The sequence below is a fragment of the Kitasatospora sp. NPDC088264 genome, assembly GCF_040685715.1.
Lineage (GTDB): Bacteria > Actinomycetota > Actinomycetes > Streptomycetales > Streptomycetaceae > Kitasatospora.
In genome coordinates this window covers 1-18767 of record NZ_JBFBIR010000100.1, presented here as the reverse complement: position 1 = coordinate 18767, position 18767 = coordinate 1, and the positions used below count along the sequence as shown (strand labels likewise).

Below are 18767 nucleotides of genomic sequence, written 5' to 3'. Positions count from 1 at the left end.
GTGACGGTGAAGTCGGCGTAGGTGGTCAGGTCGCGGCCGTAGGTCTCGGACTCGCCGTCCAGCCACACCGAGTCGGGCCCGGCCACGGCGACGGTGCGGGTTCCCGTGCCGTCCGTGACCTTGTGCACCCAGGGCACGACGCGCCCGTACGAGAAGCGCATCCGCAGGGCCGAGCGCATCCGGACGGTGCCGGACACGCCCTCGACGATCCGGATCAGCTGCGGGGCCGCCGTGCCGCGCGGCGGCATGAAGTCGACGACCCGGACGGTGCCCCCGGCGGTGTCCCATTCCTGTTCCAGGATCAGGGAATCGCCCCGGTAGCGCCGCCGGTGGGCGGGCGGGGCGTCACCGGGGGCGATCCGCCAGAAGCCGTGCTCGTCCGTGCCCAGCAGGCCGGCGAAGACGGCCGGGGAGTCGAAGCGGGGCAGGCACAGCCAGTCGACGGCGCCGTCCCTGCCGACCAGGGCGGCGGTCTGCATGTCGCCGATCAGCGCGTAGTCCTCGATACGGGCGGGCACGTGGTTCTCCAAGAAGGGTTCACAGGAAGGTTCGGCAGAGGGGGTGTACCGGCCGGGCCGGGCCGGGCTCACTCCTTGAGCGAGCCCGAGTTGGCGCCGCGCACGAAGTGGCGCTGGAAGCAGAAGAACAGGATCGCCACCGGGAGGGTGGAGACCAGCGCCGCCGCCAGCTTGAGCGGGTACTGCGTCCCGGAGCCGAGGCCGCCGGAGACGAAGTGCGCCAGGCCGGTGGTGAGGGTGTCGTGCTCGCTGGACTGGGTGGAGACCAGGAAGTGCGTGAACTCGTTCCAGGAGCCCTGGAAGGAGAGCACGGTGAGCGTGATCAGCGAGGGCCGGGACATCGGCAGGACGACGGACCAGAAGATCCGGAACGTCCCGGCGCCGTCGATCCGTGCCGCCTCCTCGATCTCGCGCGGCACCGACTCGAAGAACTGCTTCATGATGAAGATCCCCGCGGCGTCGACCAGCAGCGGCAGGATCATGCCGCTGTAGCTGTCGAACATGCCGAAGCTCTTCAGCACCAGGAACTTCGGGATCAGCAGCACCACGCCCGGCACCGCCATCACGGCCAGCACGAAGGCGAACAGCAGCCGGCGGCCCGGGAACCTGATCCGGGCCAGCGCGTAGCCCGCCATCGAGTCGAACAGCACCCGGCCGGCCGTCACCAGGACGGTCACCACCACGCTGTTGCCCAGCCAGCGCAGGAACGGGATGTTCTCGACGCCCTCCGCCAGGCCGAACAGCCGCCGGTAGGAGGCCAGGGTGCCGCCGTCGGGCAGCACCGACATCGGGTGGGCGGCCGCGTCCGGGTCGGTCTTGAAGCTGTTCACCAGTTGCAGCAGGAACGGCAGCAGGTAGAGCAGCGCGAAGCCGAGCAGGACGGTGTACCCGAGGAGCCGCAGCGGCCGGGGGAAGCGGCCGAGGATCGGCTTGTCCACGGCGGGCTTGCGGTCAGCGTGCGGCACGGCGGGCTCCCTTCGGGCTGCGGCGGGGCTTGCCGTCCCGCTCCCGCAGGACCCACCGCTGGACGGCGGTGAGCAGCAGGATCAGGCCGAGCAGGACGAACGCGATGGCGGCGCCCTGCCCGAAGTCGGCGTTGTCGAAGCCGGCCGAGTAGGACAGGTAGGCGGGCGTCAGGGTGGTGTTGCCGGGCGCGCCCTTGCCCATCACGTACACCTGGTCGAAGACCTGCCAGGTGGAGATCAGGCCGAGGGTCAGCACCAGGAACAGGACGGGCCGCAGGGCGGGCAGGGTGACGTGGCGCAGCAGCTGGCGGCGGTTGACGCCGTCGAGCGCGGCGGCCTCCTCCAGTTCGCGCGGGATGTCCTGGAGGGCGGCGAGGAAGATCAGCATGAAGGTGCCGGAGGTGGTCCACACCGCCATCAGGATCAACGTGCACATCGCGACCGAGGGCCCGGCGAACCACTCCGACCAGGACAGCCCGAGCGGGCCGCCCGTGCCCGGAGCGGGCTGGTCCAGGCCGAACCAGCCGAGCACCAGCCAGATCACCCCGCGCGGGTCGGCGAACCAGTTCGGCCCCTTGACCCCGAGCCAGCCCAGCATCCGGTTGACGGCGCCGCTGCCCTGGAAGAGGAACAGGAAGACCGTCGAGATCGCGATCGAGCTGGTGACGGACGGGAAGTAGAACACCGTGCGCAGGGCGCCCCGGCCGCGCAGCATCCGCTGGTTGACCAGGATGGCGAGCAGCAGTGCCAGCACCGTCTGCAGCGGCACCGTCAGCAGGACGTAGTACAGCGTGTTGCGCATCGAGGTGGCGAACAGCGTGCGGTCCAGGCCGTCCTCGGCGAACAGCCGGCGGTAGTTGTCCAGGCCGATGAAGTCCGCGCTGCCGCTGAACGGGTTGGACTGGCCGTCCCAGTGCAGCAGGCTGACCCACAGGGCCATCCCGATCGGCAGGACCATGAAGAGGCCGAGGACCAGGACCATGGGGCCGGCGAACAGCCAGCCCCATGCTCCCTCGCGCAGGCTGCGCCGGCGTGTCGTGCCGGTGGAGCTGTTACTTGGCATTCTTGATGGCCTGCTCGCCGTTGCGCTGGAGGGTGGCCAGGATGGCCGCCGGGTCGCCCGTCTTCAGCGACTGGAGGTCGGTGTTGAACTGGGTGAGCACCTTGGTGAACCCGGCGATGGTGACCGGCGCCTGGGCGTTGGCGACGCCGTCGACCCAGGCCTTGGACTCGGGGTACTTCTGGGCGTAGGCGCTCAGCGCGCTGGTGCGCGAGGGCATCACGCCGAAGGCCTGGGCGAACTCCAGCTGCTGGTCGGCGGAGGCGAGGTGCTTGACCAGGTCGACCCCGGCCGCCTGGTGCTGGCTCTTGGCGGCGATGCCCCAGCAGTTGCTGAAGGCGAGGGTGCCGGGGCCGGCCGGGCCGGCGGGCAGCGGGAGCACCTTGTACTGGACGTTCGGGTAGTCCTTGGCCATCGCGCCCTTGAGCCAGTTGCCCTCGATGGTCATCGCGGCCTTGCCCTTGCCGAGCGCCTCGCCGCCCCAGCCGGCGTCCACCTCGGCGACGTACTTGGCCGAGCCGGCCTTCATCATCGACTGCACGTACTCCAGCGCCTGCTTGTTGGCCGGGCTGTCGGCGGTCATCGCGGTCTGCTCGGGGTTGGTGATCCAGCCGCCGGCCTCCTTCAGCAGGGCGCCGAGCCGCTGGTAGTCGGGGGCGGTCACCAGGCCGGTCACGCCGTCCTTGGTGAGCTTGGCGGCGTCGTCGGAGAGCTGCTGCCAGCTGGTCGGGTAGTCGGCCTCGGTCAGGCCGGCCTGCTGCCACAGCGTGGTGTTGATCGCCAGGCCCAGGGTGGAGGTGTCCTTGGGCAGGCAGGTGAGCTTGCCGTCGTAGCTGAAGGCCTTGCGCAGCGGCTCGGAGAAGTCGGCGGCGTCCGGGATCTGGTCGCCGTAGGCGTACAGCGAGCCGCCCTTGGCGTAGTTCGCGAACTGGTCGGAGTTGACGTAGAAGAGGTCCGGCGGGTTGCCGCCGGCGAAGGCCTGGCCGAGCTGCTGGTTGATGTCGCTGGCGATCTGCACGGTGACGGTGTTGCCGGTCTTCTTGGCCCAGTCTGCCGTGGCGGCCTTGACCGCGGCCGTCTCGGACTCGCCGGAGGTGGCGATCAGCACCGTCAGGCTCTGGTTGCCGCCGGAGGACTGCTTGGCCGGTGAGTCGCCGAAGCCGCCGGAGGAGGAGCAGCCGGTGACGGCGCCGAGGGCGACGGCCGTGCAGACGGCTGCCGCGGCGAGGGTGCGGGAGGTGGCCATGCGGGATCTCCTTGCGAGGGTGGGTGGGGGGAGTGGGCGGAGATGGTTCGGGGGAGTGGCGGTCAGACGCTTTCGCGCAGGACCAGCTCCGGTTCCAGGAGCACGTGTTCGGTCGGCCGGTGGCGGTCGCCGAGGCGTTCCAGCAGCAGCCGCATGCACTCGCGGCCGACCGCGTCGAGCGGTTGGGCGAGGCTGGACAGCGAGGGGAACAGCAGGGGGGCGACCGGCGAGTCGTCGAAGCCGATGACGGCCGCGTCCGGGCCGGGGGCGCGGCCGTCGCGGCGCAGCGCCTGGTACCAGCCGAGCGCCAGGGTGTCGCTGGCGGTCACGACCGCGGTCGCGCCGGTCGCGAGCAGCCGTTCGGCGGCCTCGGTGGCGCTCGCCTGGTCGTCCGGGCTCTCGGCCCGGCGGCCCCGGGCGGGCAGGCCCAGTTCGCGCATCGCGCTCTGCCAGCCGCGGGCGCGGTCGTCGCCGACGCCGGAGCCCTTCGGCCAGCCGAGGAAGCCGATCTTGCGGTGGCCGAGCCCGGCCAGGTGCCGGACGGCGGCCGAAGTCCCGGCGGAGCCGTCGACGTCGACCCAGTCACCGACGTCCCGGCCGGACCAGGTGCGGCCGAAGGCGACGTAGGGGACGCCGCGTTCGTGCAGCCAGCCCTGGCGGCGGTCGCCGCGGTCGGTGCCGCTGAGTACGAAGCCGTCCGCGCCGTGCTCGTCGAGCAGCTGCTGGTAGCTGGTGAGTTCGTCGTCCCCGGGGGCGACGGCGAACAGCACCACCCGGTAGCCGGCCTGGTCGGCGGCCTCGGAGAGCGAGTGCAGGAACTGGTCCAGGACCGGGGTCGGGACGCCGGTGCTGCTGGAGCGGATGCCGTAGCCGATCAGCCGGCTGGCCCTGGTCTTGAGGGCCTGCGCGGCCCGGTGCGGGCGGTAGCCGAGCTCGTCGATCGCGCGCTGGACCCGCTCCAGCGTCTGCGGGCGCAGCAGCTCGGGCGAGTTGATCGCGTTGGACACCGTCTGACGGCCCACGCCGGCCCGGGCGGCGACCATTTCCAGGGTCGCGGCGGACCCTGTCCTGGGCCGGGGCGATGAGTGTGCATGCATGACGGCGATCCTAGGTTCTGTCTTCATTGACAAGATCTTGGAGCGTTCCAATACGGGGTTCCATCTTCCCCACCAGGGGGGTTAATGTCTTGGAACGCTCCAATGGCAGAAAGGTTGCGCCCGAGTGGAAGCAACTGTCAAGCCCCAAAACGAGGATGAAGAGACCATGTCAGCGATCGCCCTGCAGCCGTTCCTGCACGACGCCCAGCTCTCCGTGGCCGCCCCGAGCTTCTGTGCCTCGCGCCCGGACGGGCGGATCGGCGAAGGCGCGGACGGCTTCTACCACGGGGACCGCCGGATCCTCTCCCGCCTGGAGGCCGGTGTCGCCGGGATCCCCAACGCCCCCGTCGCCACCGCGCACGGCGAGGACGGGCGCACCACCTTCGTCACCGTGCTGCGCGGCATCGCCGAACTCACCCCCGACCCGGCCGTCACCCTGGAACGCCGCCGGGAGCTGCACCCCGGCCGCCTCGTCGAGCGGTACACCGTCCGCAACGCGGGCGACCTCACCGCCCGCCTGCGCCTGGACCTGCGCGCGGAGAGCGACTTCGCCGCGATGGACTCCGTCAAGGCCGGCCGCACCACCCAGGCCCTCACGCCCACCGCCGGCCCGAACGGCCTGCGCTGGAGCGAGGGCCCGCTCAGCGCCGCCCTCACCGTCGAGCCGGCGCCCGACCACCTCGCCGCCGACACCGGCACCCTGGGCTTCGACCTCGAACTCGCCCCCGGCCAGACCTGGCAGGCCGTCCTGGAGTGCACCGCCGAGCACCGCGACGGCGACCTCTTCCCCGCCCCGGCCGCCGACGCCGCCCCGTGGCGCACCCCCGGGATCACCGGCCGCGACCACCACCTCGCGCACTGGATCGCCCGCTCCCACCACGACCTGCGCGGCCTCCTGCTCACCGACCCGCTGGAGCCCGCCGACCACTTCCTCGGCGCCGGGGCCCCCTGGTTCCTCACCCTGTTCGGCCGCGACTCGCTCTGGGCGGCCCGGATGATGCTCCCGCTCGGCACCGATCTCGCCGCCGGCACGCTGCGTACCCTGGCCCGCCGCCAGGGCCGCGCCCTCGACCCGGCCACCGAGGAGCAGCCCGGCAAGATCCTCCACGAGGTCCGCCGCGACGAGCAGCACCTCGACAACGGCTCCCACCTGCCGCCCTGCTACTTCGGCACGGCCGACGCCACCCCGCTGTGGCTCACTCTGCTGCACGACGCCTGGCGCTGGGGCATGCCCGAGGACCAGGTCGAGGCCCTGCTGCCGCACGCCGAGGCCGCCCTCGCCTGGCTGGCCGACCACGCCGACGCGGACGGCGACGGCTTCCTGGAGTACGTCGACAGCTCCGGCAAGGGGCTCTCCAACCAGGGCTGGAAGGACTCCTCCGACAGCATCCGCTTCCGCGACGGCCGGATCGCCGACGCCCCCATCGCGCTCAGCGAGGTCCAGGCCTACGCCTACGAGGCCGCCGTCGCCTCCGCCGCCCTGCTGGAGGCCTTCGGCCGGCCCGGCGCCGACCGCTGGCGGCAGTGGGCGGAGGAGCTGCGGCTGCGCTTCCGCGACCGGTTCTGGACCGAGGACGCGCACGGCCCGTACCCGGTGGTCGCCCTCGACGGCGGCAAGCACAAGGTCGACTCGATCGCCTCCAACATGGGACACCTGCTCGGCACCGGCCTGCTCGACCCGCAGGAGAGCGCCCTGGTCGCCGGCCGGCTCACCGCCCCCGGCATGGACAGCGGCTTCGGGCTGCGCACCCTGGACGCCGCTGCGACCGGCTTCAACCCGCTCGGCTACCACACCGGTTCGGTCTGGCCGCACGACAGCGCCATCGCCGTCCACGGCCTCGCCCGCGCCGGGCTGCACGACGCCGCCGCGCCGCTGGCCGCGGGCCTGGTCCGCGCGGCGGCGGCCTTCGACCACCGCCTGCCCGAACTCTTCGGCGGCCACCCGCGCGCCGAGGTCGCCCGCCCCGTCCCCTACCCGGCCTCCTGCCGCCCGCAGGCCTGGGCCGCCGCCGCCTCCGTCCAGGTGGTGCAGGCACTGCTCGGCCTGGAGGCCGACGCCCCCAACCGGCGGCTCCGGGTGCGGGCCCAGCTCCCGGCCGGCTACGAGTCGCTGACGTTCACCGGCCTGACGGTGGCCGGCCTGCCGATCGAGGTGTCCACCGACCACACCGGAGCCGTCGACCTGCGCGCCCCGCAGGGCTTCACCGTCACCACGGACCGCTGACGCGCACCCCGCCGGCCCGCCGCCGCGCCCGGCCCGGCCGGCGGGGAGCAGACCGTCCGGGCGCGGGCCGGCTCAGCCGCGTTGCACGGTGAACTGGTCCACAGCGGTGCCGTCCTCGGTGATCGAGCGCACCGCCATGCGGGCCGGCTTGCCGGCGGCGGCGGGCGTCACGTCGACCGCCACCAGGCAGTAACCGGTGTAACGGACCCTGGACCAGGTGACCTTGACGGTCTGGTTGTGGCCGGTCGGATCGGCGACCACCATCGGGACGGGGGAGTCGTTCTTCGTCTCGTGCCCGAGGTAGGTGTCGGCGACGGGGAAGGAGTAGACCCCGCCGCCACCGCCGCCCGCGACGACGTACGTGGTGCCGTCCTTCAGGGGATTGACGGTGTCTCCGGAGGCGACCTTGCGGGTGGGCTTGCCGGAGCGGATGGGGTCGGTCCGCTCGTAGACGTGGTTGTGGCCGCTGAGCACCAGGTCCACCTGGTACTTGTCGAACAGCGGGGCCCAGTCCTGCTGCGCGCCGAGTTCGGCTCCGTTGTCGTGGCAGGTGGAGTACGTGCACTGGTGCAGGTAGACGACGACGAAGTCGATGGTGGTGTCGGCGCGGAGCGCGGCGAGCCGGCTCTCCAGCCACTTCTTCTGCTTGCCCTTGGTGTAGTTCAGGTTGGCCGCGGTGTTGTAGCAGATGTCGTTGCCGTCGAGGCTGATCAGGCCGACGTTCTGGCAGCGCCAGGAGTAGATGCCGGTGGACTGGGCCCAGGCGTTGTCGGGCATCGTGAACCGGGCGCGGACGCCCCCGTAGCCGTCGGCCCCGTACCAGGCCTCCATCTCGTGGTTGCCGATCGCCATCATCCACGGGGTCCGGGAGGCGACGGGGTCGTTCTGCACGAAGAAGGAGTCCCACAGGCGGGCGTCGTAGGGGTCGCTGGTCTTGCCGCTGCCGCCGCTGTTGGCGTACGAGAGGTCGCCCATGTGGAGGTGGAAGGCGGGGTCGAGGCCGGCGATCAGGTTGGCGGTGGCGGCTGCGTTGTACCCGACGCCCTGGTCGCCGAAGGCCGTGAAGGTGAACCCGGTGCCGCGGCCGGGGGCGGGCGCGGTGCGGAAGCTCGCCACGTCGCCGAGCTGGGCGCGCTGCCCCGCGGGGTCGTAGCCCTGGTGGCCGACGACGTAGTAGTACGTGGTGTCCGGGATCAGCTGGTCCACCTGCGCGTGCAGGTAGTACTGGGTGACGGTGGTGGGCTTGACCAGGGGCTGGTCCTCGACCGGGTGCTGCCAGGACAGCTTGCTGACCAGGGTGCGGACCTCGGCGGCGATCGGGGAGCCGAAGTCGCCGGGCTGGAGGCCGATCCGGACGAAGGGGGCGGTCACCGCGCCCGGCACCTGCCAGGAGACGACGACCTGTTGGGAGGGATCGGCCCCGAAGGCCAGGTGCCGGCCGAAGGGGCGCAGCGCGGACCCGGCGGTCCGGTCGCTGCGGGGTGCGGGGAGGGTCGGGGTGTCGAGGGCGGTCGGGCGGGGGGCGGCCTGGGCGGCGCCGGGCAGCAGGAGGCTGCCCGCGGCGAAGGCGGCACCGCCCGCCGCGCTCACTCGCAGGAGGTCGCGCCGGGAGTGCCGTGTGGTCTCGGACATGACATTAAGTTAGGAAACATCCCTAACCTTTGACAAGAGGGCGGACACGTGCGGATTCGGCCGCACCGCACGCCAGTTGGGGGTGCTCGGGCATCGAGGCGACGGTGCCCGGACATCGGGGCGGGGGCGCTCCCCGCCTCGGGAGCGCCGCCACCTGCTCGGTTGCGGCCCGGCGGGAGGGACGTGAACGCGCGGGCCGATGTCCGGATAACCCACCGGGCCGTCCGTATCGCCCCTCGGTCCGGCCCGGCCCCCACGCCTACGGTCGAGGCCATGAACGAACCCCTCAGCCCCGACGACCTCGCCGCCTACCACGAGAACGGCTTCCTCCTCGTCAAGAACCTGATCAGCCGACAGGAGGCGGCGGCGATGCGGGAGGAGTGCCACGCCCTGGCCGCCCGCCTCGACTCCGACGCCGACCCGACCTGGGCCAGCGCGCGCACCGTCGCGGGTGCGTCCGCCGGACGCACGGCCCTCAAGCACGCCCACGACGCGCAGTTCCACTCGGCGGCCTTCGCCCGGCTGCTGGTCGACCCCAGGTTCACGGACGTCGCGGCCGCACTGCTCGGTGGGCCCAACCTCCAGTTGCACCACACGAAGATGTTCATCAAGCCTCCGGAGACCGGCTCCCCCTTCCCCCTGCACCAGGACCACCCGTTCTTCCCGCACGCCCGGCACACCGTCGCGGCCGCGGTCTTCCACTTCGACGACGCCCCGGAGGAGAAGGGCTGCATCAGGGCCGTCCCCGGCAGCCACCGGAAGGGCCCGCTGCCGCACGTCGAGGACGGCAGCTGGCACCTGCCGCCCGACACCTGGCCGCTCCAGGACGCCCGGCCGTGCCCGGCGGAGGCCGGCGACGTCCTGTTCTTCGGCTACCTCACCGTGCACGGTTCGGGGCTGAACACCTCCGACCAGGCCCGCACCACCTGGCTGGTACAGTTCCGGGACCCTGCGGACCGGCCCACCACGGACGATCACACCTGGTCCCTCGGTCAGGGCATGATGCTGCGGGGCGTCGACCCCACCGCGCGCAGGACGGACGGGGCGGGCGAGCCGAGATGACCGAACTGGCCCGGGCGGGCGCCGCCCTGCCCCTGCTCAACTCCGTGCGGCTGGGCACCACCCTCGCCGGACGACGGGTCGAGTTCGTGGACTGGGGGTTCTACCCGCCCGAGCCATGGCGCAACTACTGGCACAGCCACTCCTACTTCGAGTTCTGCTACGCCTACGCCGGGCGCGGGACGTTCCGGCTCGGCGCGCTGGAGCACCCGGTCGGAGCCGGCGAGCTGTTCCTGGCCCGCCCCGGCGAGGTCCACGAGATCACCACCGACGCCCGGGACCCGCTCGGCATCGTCTTCTGGTCCTGGACGATGGTCCCCGAACGCGGTCCGCGCGGGGCCGCCGGGCCCGGCTCCCCGGAGACCGCCGCCCTGCTCGACGCCGTCGCGGCCGGCCCGCGCCAGGTCGTCCCGGCCGCCGGAACCCCGCTTCCCCGGCTGTTGGCGACACTCGCCGAAGAGGCCGCGGCTCCGGGGCCGGCCAGCCCCGACCTGCTGGCCGCCCTCGGCCCCGCACTGGTCCTCACCTGCGCCCGCGTCGTCGCCGGCCTGCCCGACGCCCCGCGCCCGACGCCCGTGCCGGGTGGGCGCGCGGCGGCGGTCGCCGCGCGGATGACCCGCTACCTGGACGACAACTTCGACCGCCCGGTACGGGTACGGGACGTCGCCACCCAGGTCCACCTGAGCGAGCGCCACGCAGCACGGCTCTTCCAGCAGGAGACGGGGTGCACGATCATCGCCTACCTGACCCGCCGACGGCTGGACGTCGCCGCGCAGCGCCTGGCCGATCCCGCGCTGCGCCCGCTGTCCGTCGCGGCCGTCGCCCGCTCCTGCGGCTATGCGGACACCCGGCACTTCAGCACCGCGTTCCGGCGTTACTGGGGAGCGCTCCCGACGCAGGTGCGGGCCGGGGGCGGCACCACCCACGGCCTGTCCGCGGACCGCGGCGCGATCCGGTAGCCGGTGGCCGACCACGCCGGGGCCGGGCGGGGCCGGGGCCGGGCGTCGGTTCTTGGGCGGATCGGCCTAGTCGGCCCCGCGAGCCGTGGCTGCGACGGCGACGGCCGCCCTACCGTGGGCGAATGACCGATCATCAGACCGCGCGACCCGCGATGGGCCGGGCGGGTTACCTCGGGGCGGCCGCCGGCTTCGCCGTCTGCATGGCGGGCACCACCCTGCCCACCCCGCTGTACGGGCTGTACCAGGAGCAGATCGGCTTCTCCGAACTGATGGTGACGGTCGTCTTCGCCATCTACGCCTTCGGCGTCATCGGCGTCCTGCTGCTCGTCGGCAACGTCTCCGACTCCGTCGGACGCCGGCCCGTCCTGCTCTGCGGACTGGCGCTCGCGGCGTGCAGCGCCGTCGCCTTCCTGGCCGAAGGCGGCCTCCCGCTGCTGGCCCTGGGCCGCCTGCTGTCCGGCCTGTCCGCGGGCCTGTTCACCGGCACCGCCACCGCGTACGTCCTGGAGCTCGCCCCACCCGGACACCAGGCCCGCGCGGGCTTCGTCGCGACCGCCGCCAACATCGGCGGCCTGGGCTGCGGACCGGTGCTGTCGGGACTGCTCGCCGAGTACACGCCCCACCCCCTGACCCTGCCGTTCGCCGTGCACCTGGTGCTGCTCGCCGCCTCCTTCACCGTCACCTGGCTCCTGCCGGAGACCGTCACCGGCGCCCGCCCGCTGCGCACCGCCCGGCCGCGCCGGCCGTCCCTGCCGCCGGAGGTCCGCGGGGTGTTCGTCCCGGCCGGCCTCGCCGCGTTCGCGGGCTTCTCCCTGCTGGGCGTCTTCACCTCCGTCAGCCCGGCCTTCCTCGCCCAGCGGCTGGACGTCCACAGCCCGGCCGTCGTCGGCCTGATCGTCTGCACGGCCTTCTTCGCCTCCACCCTCGGCCAGCTCCTGGTGCCCCGGCTGGGCACCGCCCGGGCGATCCCGGTCGGCTGCCTGGTGCTCATCGCCGGGCTGGCCCTGATGGCGGGCTCCCTCGCCTGGACGGCCCTGCCCCTGCTGGTGCTCAGCGCCCTGGTGGGTGGCGCCGGCCAGGGCATGGGCCTGCGCGGAGCCGTCGGCGAGATCGCCGCCGCGGCTCCCGCCGAGCACCGCGGCGGCGCCCTGTCGGCGCTCTTCGTGGTCGCCTACTTCGGCATCTCGATCCCGGTGATCGGTATCGGCCTGCTCACCGCGCCGATCGGCCTGGCCCGCGCCGGCCTGGTCTTCACCGCCTGCATGGCCCTGCTCGCCGCCGCCTCCGGCGCCTACCTGCTGCGCCGGGCCCGCGCCGGCTCCTGAACCGGCCGCGGCCCGGTGGCGCCCGCCCGCTTCCACGCGCTCTCGCGCAGCAGCCGCAGGCCGTTGAGGCCGACGATGACGGTCGAGCCCTCGTGGCCGAGGACGCCGAGCGGCAGGGGCAGGGTGGCGACCAGGTCCCACACGACCAGGCCGGAGATGAACACCGAGGCGATCACCAGGTTCTGGACGACCAGCCGCCGGGCCGCCAGGGACAGCGCGATCACCGTGGGGACGGTCGCGAGTTCGTCGCGGACGACGACCGCGTCGGCGGTCTCCAGCGCCAGGTCGGAGCCCGCCCGGCCCATCGCGATGCCGGTGTGGGCGGCGGCGAGGGCGGGGGCGTCGTTGACGCCGTCGCCGATCACCAGCACCTTGCGCCCGGCCCGCTCCTGCTCCTGGACGGCGGCGACCTTGTCCTGGGGGAGCAGCCCGGCGCGGACGTCGGTGATGCCGACCTCGGCGGCGAGGCGGGCGGCGGCGCGCGGGTTGTCGCCGGTCACCAGCACCGGGGCGGCGCCGGTCAGGGCCGCCAGGGCGGTGACGGTGGCGGCGGCGTCGGGACGCAGGCGGTCGGCGATGCCGAGCACGCCGACCGGGACGCCGTCGCGCTGGACCAGGACGGCGGTGCGCCCGTCGCGCTCCAGCTCCTCGGCGACGGCGACGGCGACGGCTGCGGCGGTGGCCTCCGCCTCGGTGGAGGGCGCGTCGGCGGCGCCGTCGAGGAGCCGGGCGGGGGCGCCGACCGCGATGACGGCACCGGAGACGGTGGCGGTCACCCCGATGCCGGGGGTGGAGGCGAAGCCCTCGGCGACCGGCAGGTCGAGGCCGCGTCGGCGGGCGGCGTCGACCACCGCGCGGGCCAGCGGGTGCTCGCTGGGGTGCTCGGCGGCGCCCGCCAGGGCCAGCAGTTCGTCCTCGTCCAGGCCGCTGCCGGTGAGGGGGAGCAGGTCGGTGATCCGGGGGGTGCCCTCGGTGAGGGTGCCGGTCTTGTCCAGCGCCACCGCGTCGACCTGCCCGAGCCGCTCCATCACGACGGCGGACTTCACCAGGACGCCGTGGCGGCCGGCGTTGGCGATCGCGGACAGCAGCGGCGGCATGGTGGCCAGCACCACCGCGCAGGGCGAGGCGACGATCATGAAGGTCATCGCCCGCAGCAACGAGCCGGTCACGGCGGCCCCGAAGGCCAGCGGGACCAGGAAGACGGCGAGGGTCGCGAAGACCATGCCCAGGGAGTAGCGCTGCTCGACCCTCTCGATGAACAGTTGGGTGGGGGCCTTGGTCTCCGAGGCCTCCTCGACCATGGCGACGATCCGGGCGATCACCGAATCGGAGGCGTCGCGCTCGACCTTCACGCGCAGGGCGCCGGTGCCGTTCAGGGTGCCGGCGAAGACCTCGTCGCCCTGCTGCTTGGCGGCCGGCAGCGGCTCACCGGTGATGGTGGCCTGGTCGATCTCGCTCGCGCCGTCCAGGACGCGGCCGTCGGCGCCGACGCGCTCGCCGGGGCGGATCAGGATGGTGTCGCCGACCACCAGGTCCTCGGTGGCGACGGTCTCCTCGCCGCCGTCGTCCAGCAGGCGGGTGGCGGTGGTGGGGGCGAGGTCGAGCAGGCCGCGTACCGAGTCCTGGGTGCGGGCGGTGGCCAGCGCCTCCAGCGCGCCCGAGGTGGCGAAGATGACGATCAGCAGCGCGCCGTCCATCACCTGCCCGATCGAGGCTGCGCCGATCGCGGCGACGATCATCAGCAGGTCGACGTCGAGGGTCTTCTCGCGCAGCGCCCGGAGGCCGGCCCAGCCGGGCTCCCAGCCGCCGGTGACGTAGGCGATCGCGTACAGCGGCCCCCAGGCCCAGGCCGGGGCGCCGGTCAGCTGGAGCGGCAGGGCGGTCAGGAAGGCGACGGTCGCGGCGGCGGCCCAGCGGGCCTCGGCCAGCGCGAAGACGCGCGTACGGCGCTTGGGAGCGGCGCCGCCGCGCGGGGCTGCGGCGGCTGGGCGCTCGGTGAGGGTTGCGGACATGGCTGTGGTGTTCCTCCACGCGGGCAGGACGGGGCGACGTGTCGACCATACAGGAATACATGAACAGCTCTTCATTTATTCCCGCTGGATTGACCCTCCCGGGTGATGCGGTTGTCGCCCCCGCCGGGCACGCCCTAGTTGGCCCGCGCGGCGAGGCCCTGCGGCCAGTGGCGGTGGTACTGGTCGATGACGTAGTCGTGGCCGTGGAGCCAGCCGTCCGTGGCCGGGTGGGCGTCGGTGAGGTGGGGGTGGCCCGGGGGCAGGTCGGCGTGGACGTGGTCGAGCCTGGCGGGGTCGCGGGCGGGCCAGATCGCGGTGGCGGCGGTGGCGGCGAGCAGGGCGATGGCGCCGAGGACGACGGCCGTCACCGGGAGGCCGGCGCCGGCGGCGAGCCAGCCGGCGAGGGGGTAGGTGAGCAGCCAGCAGCTGTGCGAGAGGGAGAACTGCGCGGCGAACGCGGCGGGCAGGTCCGCGTCGGCGGCGGAGCGGCGGATCAGGCGCCCGCCCGGCGTGAGGACGGCGGAACAGGCGGCGCCGATCGCGGCCCAGGACGCCAGCAGTGCGGCCCAGGACCAGCCGCCCGGGGCCGCGGCGGTGACGGCGGCGACGGCGGCCAGGACGGCGGGGAGCGCGAAGGCGGCCGGGAGCATGACGGCGCGGTCGGAGAGCCGTCGCAGGAGTCGGGGCAGGAGCAGGGCGGTCAGCATGGAGCCGGCACCGTAGGTGCCCAGGGCGAGCGAGACCGCGCCCGCCGGGCGGTGGAAGTGCTCGCGGACCGCGACGACGGTGTCGACGAAGACGATCGCCCCGGCGGCGGCGACCGCGAGGTCGAGGGCGAGCAGGGCCCGCAGGCGCGGGGTGGCCCAGAACAGGCGGGCGCCGAAGGCGGCCTTGGCGTGGACGCCGCCGGTCCGCTCGACGGGGGCGGGCTTGGGAAGGGCGACGGAGACGACCAGGGTGGCGGACGCGAGGAAGCCCGCGGTGGTGCCGGTGAACAGCCAGGTGTACGGGACCAGGGCGAGCAGGCCCGCGGCGAGCGCGGGACTGAACAGGGACTCCAGGTCGTAGGCGAGGCGGGACATCGACAGCGCCTGGGTGTAGTCCCGTTCGGCCGGCAGCACCTCGGGGATGGTGGCCTGGAAGGCCGGTGTGAAGGCGGCCGAGGCGGCCTGGAGCAGGAAGATCAGGACGTAGATCTGCCAGGCCTGGCTGACGAACGGCAGGGCGAGCGCGACGGCGGCGCGGGTGAGGTCCATCACCACCAGCAGCGTTCGGCGCGGAACGCGGTCGGCGAGGGCTCCGACCACCGGTGCGACGGCCACGTAGGCGACCATCTTGACGGCCAGCGCGGTGCCGAGGACCGCTGAGGCGTCGGCGCCGGCGATGTCGTAGGCGAGCAGGCTCAGCGCCACGGTGGCCAGGCCCGTGCCCACCAGGGCGATGACCTGGGCTGCGAACAGGTGGCGGTAGGTGCGGTTGCGCAGTGTGGACAGCATCGGCCCCGTCCCGGTCGGCGGCGTGGTGAGGCGGCATCATCGTAGCCAACACGTGCATACGTGTGCACGTGTTGGCTACGGTGGTGCGGCTCTCGCTGCCGTTCCGGGCTGCGGGGGTGGGTCGGCCGTGCGGCGGGTCAGTCGTGCGGCGGCAGGGAGCCGATCTGGTGGTCGGCGACGTTCAGCGCCTCGTCGACCAGCCGCCGGAGGTGCCCGTGGCGCAGCGAGTAGACGACGCGGCGCCCGTCCCTGCGCGTGGTGACCAGGCCCGCGAGGCGGAGCTTCGCGAGGTGCTGGCTGACGGAGGTGCGCGGGGCCCCGCACGCCTCGATGAGGGAGGTGACGTCGGCCTCGCCCGCGCCGAGCCGGTGCAGCAGTGCGAGCCGGGTGCGGTCCGCGAGCAGGGCGAGGACGGACGCGGCGACGTCCAGCCGCTCGCCGCTGCCCTGCCCCTGCTCCTGCGAGCCGTGTGCAGCTGCCAGGTCGGTGCTTGTGCTCATGTGCTCATCGTAGATCGGCGCGCGCCCGATGCGTGCACGCGTGCGCACGTGATGGCTCCGCGCTGTCGGGGCCGCCGGGCGGGCCCGGCTCTCGGGGTGTTCAGCGACCGGGGCCCCAGCGGGCTTCGAGCCGGCGGGTGCCGTCGGGGGTGGTGACGGCCCGCCAGCTGGCCCGCATCCGCACCGTGCGGCGAGCGGCGCCGGCGCCCCTGGAGGCGGTCGGGGCGCCCACGGCCTGGAGCACGGAATTGTCCAGGGGGCTGTCGGCGAGCCTGCGCACGATCGCGGACAGGGTCGCGGCGACCGAGCCGCGCGCCGGTGCGGATGCGGGCCAGCTGGCGGGGAGGGGCTGGCGGCGGTGGAAGGCGCCGAGAACGGCCACGGGGACCTCACCTTCGTTGACGTATCGTCCGACGCGGCGGATCGATCGGGTGTGGGCGGCTGAGGGCGTGTCTTGTGGATGCTCCGGAGGGCGGTGACGGGGCGCCGGGCCCGCGTCAGCCGGGCGGGGACGAGTCCGAGCCTAGGCCGCGGACCCTCGGGGGGCGGGCGATCCTGACGCCCCCTTGACTGCGCGGGCGTCGTCACTGACGGTGTCCTGACGGCGGCCCCGCGTATCGAGGGCCTCCGGCCCGGACGCGATCGCGCTCCGGCGGGGCGGCGCGTCGGGCGGACGGCCGTCGATACGCGGGCGAGGGGAGGGAGAGCCATGGCAGGCCGGTCAGACGGCGCCGGCGCGGTCCGCGACGGCCGGGGGGCGAACGATTGGGACGGGACGGGTTCGTTCACTAACATCGACAGTGGCCCTGGATATAGGGAACACATCCGTTCATTGCGGACAGCCGGTGAACGGGCGTGTCGAGAGGTGGAACCGAAGAAGGTGCGCAGCCATGCCCGCTGAACCCGCAGTCGCGCGCGGACCGGCGACGGGCGCCCCGCTCCGCAGGCGCGGCGAGGCGCTGGAGAACGCCATCTTCGAGGCCGCCCTCCAGCAGCTCACCGCCGACGGCTACGCCCGGCTCACCATGGAGGGCGTCGCCGCCGCCGCGCAGACCGGCAAGGCCGCGCTCTACCGGCGCTGGCCCTCCAAGGAGGAACTGGTCAAGGACGCGCTGCGCGCCTGCCTGCCCCCGGCCGGCCCGCCGCCCGACACCGGCGGCCTGCGCGGGGACCTGCTGGAGGTGGTGACCAGGCTGCGCGCGGCGATGCTGAGCGAACCCGGGGCCGCCGTGCGGGCCATCATGGGCGAGCTGGACCGGCACCGGGCCCACACCTTCCTGGCGATCGTGCTGGAGCGGGTGGTGGAGCCCACCGCCGCGCTGATCGCCGAGGTGCTCGCCCGCGGTGCCACCCGGGGCGAGGTCCGCCCCGGGTCCGTCACCCCCCTGGTCACCGACGTCGTCCCGGCGCTGATGCTGTACCGGATCAAGATGTGCGGCGGCGCGCCGGCGCAGCTCGACCCGGCGGAGATCGTCGACGAGGTGCTGCTGCCGATCGTCCGTCCGTGACGGACGGTCAGGCCGATGGCTGATGGCCGACGGCCGGTCCGGGGTGGGCCCCGGACCGGCCGTGGCCGTGCGGGCGGGCCGTCAGCCCGCGTCGGACGGCGCCTGGGCCGGGACGGCGGGCGCCGGCCCGGAGCCCGCCTCGGCGGCCCGGGCGGCGGAGGCCTCGAAGAAGCGCAGCAGCTCCACCGGGAACGGAAGCACCAGCGTCGAGTTCTTCTCCGCCGCGACCTCGACCACCGTCTGCAGCAGCCGCAGTTGCATCGCCGCCGGGGTCTCGGACATCGTGACGGCGGCCTCGGCGAGCTTGGCGGCGGCCTGGAACTCGCCGTCCGCGGTGATGATCCGGGCCCGCCGCTCGCGGTCGGCCTCCGCCTGGCGGGCCATCGAGCGCTTCATCGAGTCGGGCAGGCTGACGTCCTTGATCTCCACCCGGTCGATGTGCACGCCCCACCCGGTGGCCGGGCTCTCCAGCATGACCTCCAGCCCTTGGTGCAGGTTCTCCCGGCCGGAGAGCAGGTCGTCCAGCTCGCTCTTGCCGATGATCGAGCGCAGCGAGGTCTGGGCGACCTGAAGCATCGCGAAGGAGTAGTTCTGGACGTCCACCGTGGCCTTGACCGGCTCGACGACGCGGAAGTACAGCACGGCGTCGACGCTGACGGAGACGTTGTCCTTGGTGATGCCCTCCTGGGCGGGCACCGGCATGGTGACGACCTGGACGTTGACCTTGCGCATCCGGTCGACCACCGGCACCAGCAGGGTGAGGCCCGGCTGGCGGACCTGCTCGCGCACCCGGCCGAGCCGGAACACCACGCCGCGCTCGTACTGCTGCACCACCCGAACGCCGGTGATCAGCCAGAGCAGCGCCAGCACGACGACGAGAACGACAATTGCCACGTTCGTCCGACCTTCCCCGTAGCGGCGCAGCCCGGGCCGGGTCCGGAACGGGCCCTGTCGCGCGGGTGCGAGCCGCGCAGGACAGTATGCGCCCCGGCCGCGGGGATCGACAGCCGCGTGCGCCGGGGATCCTGACGGGCCGTCCGCTCCGCCGGTCGGTCCGTTCGGCGACGCCGCGGACGGCGGGCGGGTGGGCACCCTTCTCGGTGCCCTGGTCCGCTCGGTGGCGACGTAGAGCATCACCACGAACAGGCCGAAGAACAGGAAGGACG

16 protein-coding genes are annotated in these 18767 nt (G+C 73.7%); 5 read left to right on the top strand and 11 right to left on the bottom strand.

Features of this window, described 5'->3' with window-relative positions:
• The 5 genes from AB0O82_RS37145 to AB0O82_RS37125 all read right to left on the bottom strand — a co-directional run.
• The coding region (locus AB0O82_RS37145) for a trehalase-like domain-containing protein (RefSeq protein ID WP_363589229.1) at positions 1-518 on the bottom strand (518 nt) is incomplete at its 3' end.
• 68 nt (positions 519-586) lie between these two features.
• The gene (locus AB0O82_RS37140) at positions 587-1483 is read right to left on the bottom strand and encodes a carbohydrate ABC transporter permease (RefSeq protein ID WP_363589227.1); all 897 of its coding nucleotides are present in this window, start codon (positions 1481-1483) and stop codon (positions 587-589) included.
• On the bottom strand, positions 1470-2546 hold the full coding sequence (locus tag AB0O82_RS37135; protein ID WP_350884138.1) for a sugar ABC transporter permease: 1077 nt from the start codon (positions 2544-2546) through the stop codon (positions 1470-1472). Before AB0O82_RS37135 ends, AB0O82_RS37140 begins: the two co-directional genes overlap by 14 nt.
• Positions 2536-3789 (bottom strand): extracellular solute-binding protein, encoded by a 1254-nt coding sequence (locus tag AB0O82_RS37130; RefSeq protein ID WP_363589225.1) that lies wholly within the window; start codon positions 3787-3789, stop codon positions 2536-2538. Before AB0O82_RS37130 ends, AB0O82_RS37135 begins: the two co-directional genes overlap by 11 nt.
• 62 nt (positions 3790-3851) lie before the next feature.
• Complete coding sequence (locus tag AB0O82_RS37125; RefSeq protein WP_363589223.1) at positions 3852-4886, bottom strand: LacI family DNA-binding transcriptional regulator; 1035 nt, start codon at positions 4884-4886, stop codon at positions 3852-3854.
• Between the two features lie 166 nt (positions 4887-5052).
• On the opposite strand from AB0O82_RS37125, the gene AB0O82_RS37120 reads away from it, so the two are divergent.
• Complete coding sequence (locus AB0O82_RS37120; RefSeq protein WP_363589221.1) at positions 5053-7110, top strand: glycogen debranching N-terminal domain-containing protein; 2058 nt, start codon at positions 5053-5055, stop codon at positions 7108-7110.
• 72 nt (positions 7111-7182) lie between these two features.
• Here AB0O82_RS37120 and AB0O82_RS37115 read toward each other — a convergent pair whose 3' ends face one another.
• The gene (locus AB0O82_RS37115) at positions 7183-8742 is read right to left on the bottom strand and encodes a metallophosphoesterase family protein (RefSeq protein ID WP_363589219.1); all 1560 of its coding nucleotides are present in this window, start codon (positions 8740-8742) and stop codon (positions 7183-7185) included.
• 273 nt (positions 8743-9015) lie between these two features.
• Between AB0O82_RS37115 and AB0O82_RS37110 the strand changes: the two genes are divergently transcribed.
• The 3 genes from AB0O82_RS37110 to AB0O82_RS37100 all read left to right on the top strand — a co-directional run bounded on the left by AB0O82_RS37110 (position 9016) and on the right by AB0O82_RS37100 (position 12085).
• Entirely contained in the window at positions 9016-9804 is a 789-nt protein-coding gene (locus tag AB0O82_RS37110) for a phytanoyl-CoA dioxygenase family protein (protein ID WP_363589217.1), read from the top strand.
• Positions 9801-10760 carry an AraC family transcriptional regulator gene (locus AB0O82_RS37105; protein WP_363589215.1) on the top strand — a complete coding sequence of 320 codons (960 nt, stop codon included), beginning with the start codon at positions 9801-9803 and terminating at the stop codon, positions 10758-10760. The genes AB0O82_RS37110 and AB0O82_RS37105 overlap by 4 nt, the downstream gene beginning before the upstream one ends.
• A 152-nt stretch (positions 10761-10912) precedes the next feature.
• The gene (locus AB0O82_RS37100) at positions 10913-12085 is read left to right on the top strand and encodes an MFS transporter (protein WP_363589231.1); all 1173 of its coding nucleotides are present in this window, start codon (positions 10913-10915) and stop codon (positions 12083-12085) included.
• Here AB0O82_RS37100 and AB0O82_RS37095 read toward each other — a convergent pair.
• The 4 genes from AB0O82_RS37095 to AB0O82_RS37080 all read right to left on the bottom strand — a co-directional run bounded on the left by AB0O82_RS37095 (position 12052) and on the right by AB0O82_RS37080 (position 16475).
• Positions 12052-14097, bottom strand: coding sequence for a heavy metal translocating P-type ATPase (locus AB0O82_RS37095; RefSeq protein ID WP_363589213.1), 2046 nt, complete (start codon positions 14095-14097; stop codon positions 12052-12054). The genes AB0O82_RS37100 and AB0O82_RS37095 overlap by 34 nt on opposite strands.
• Before the next feature lie 134 nt (positions 14098-14231).
• Positions 14232-15593, bottom strand: a complete 1362-nt coding sequence (locus AB0O82_RS37090; protein ID WP_363589211.1) for an MFS transporter — start codon at positions 15591-15593, stop codon at positions 14232-14234.
• A gap of 137 nt (positions 15594-15730) precedes the next feature.
• Positions 15731-16093 carry a metalloregulator ArsR/SmtB family transcription factor gene (locus AB0O82_RS37085; protein WP_363589209.1) on the bottom strand — a complete coding sequence of 121 codons (363 nt, stop codon included), beginning with the start codon at positions 16091-16093 and terminating at the stop codon, positions 15731-15733.
• Positions 16094-16193: 100 nt separating this feature from the next.
• Complete coding sequence (locus AB0O82_RS37080; RefSeq protein WP_363589207.1) at positions 16194-16475, bottom strand: hypothetical protein; 282 nt, start codon at positions 16473-16475, stop codon at positions 16194-16196.
• A gap of 508 nt (positions 16476-16983) precedes the next feature.
• Here AB0O82_RS37080 and AB0O82_RS37075 point away from each other — a divergent pair.
• Positions 16984-17601, top strand: coding sequence for a TetR/AcrR family transcriptional regulator C-terminal ligand-binding domain-containing protein (locus tag AB0O82_RS37075; protein WP_363589205.1), 618 nt, complete (start codon positions 16984-16986; stop codon positions 17599-17601).
• Positions 17602-17682: 81 nt separating this feature from the next.
• Here the strand turns inward: AB0O82_RS37075 and AB0O82_RS37070 are convergent, their stop codons facing one another.
• Positions 17683-18495: a slipin family protein gene (locus tag AB0O82_RS37070; protein ID WP_363589203.1), complete on the bottom strand. Its 813-nt coding sequence runs from the start codon at positions 18493-18495 to the stop codon at positions 17683-17685.
• Positions 18496-18767: the final 272 nt, after the last annotated feature.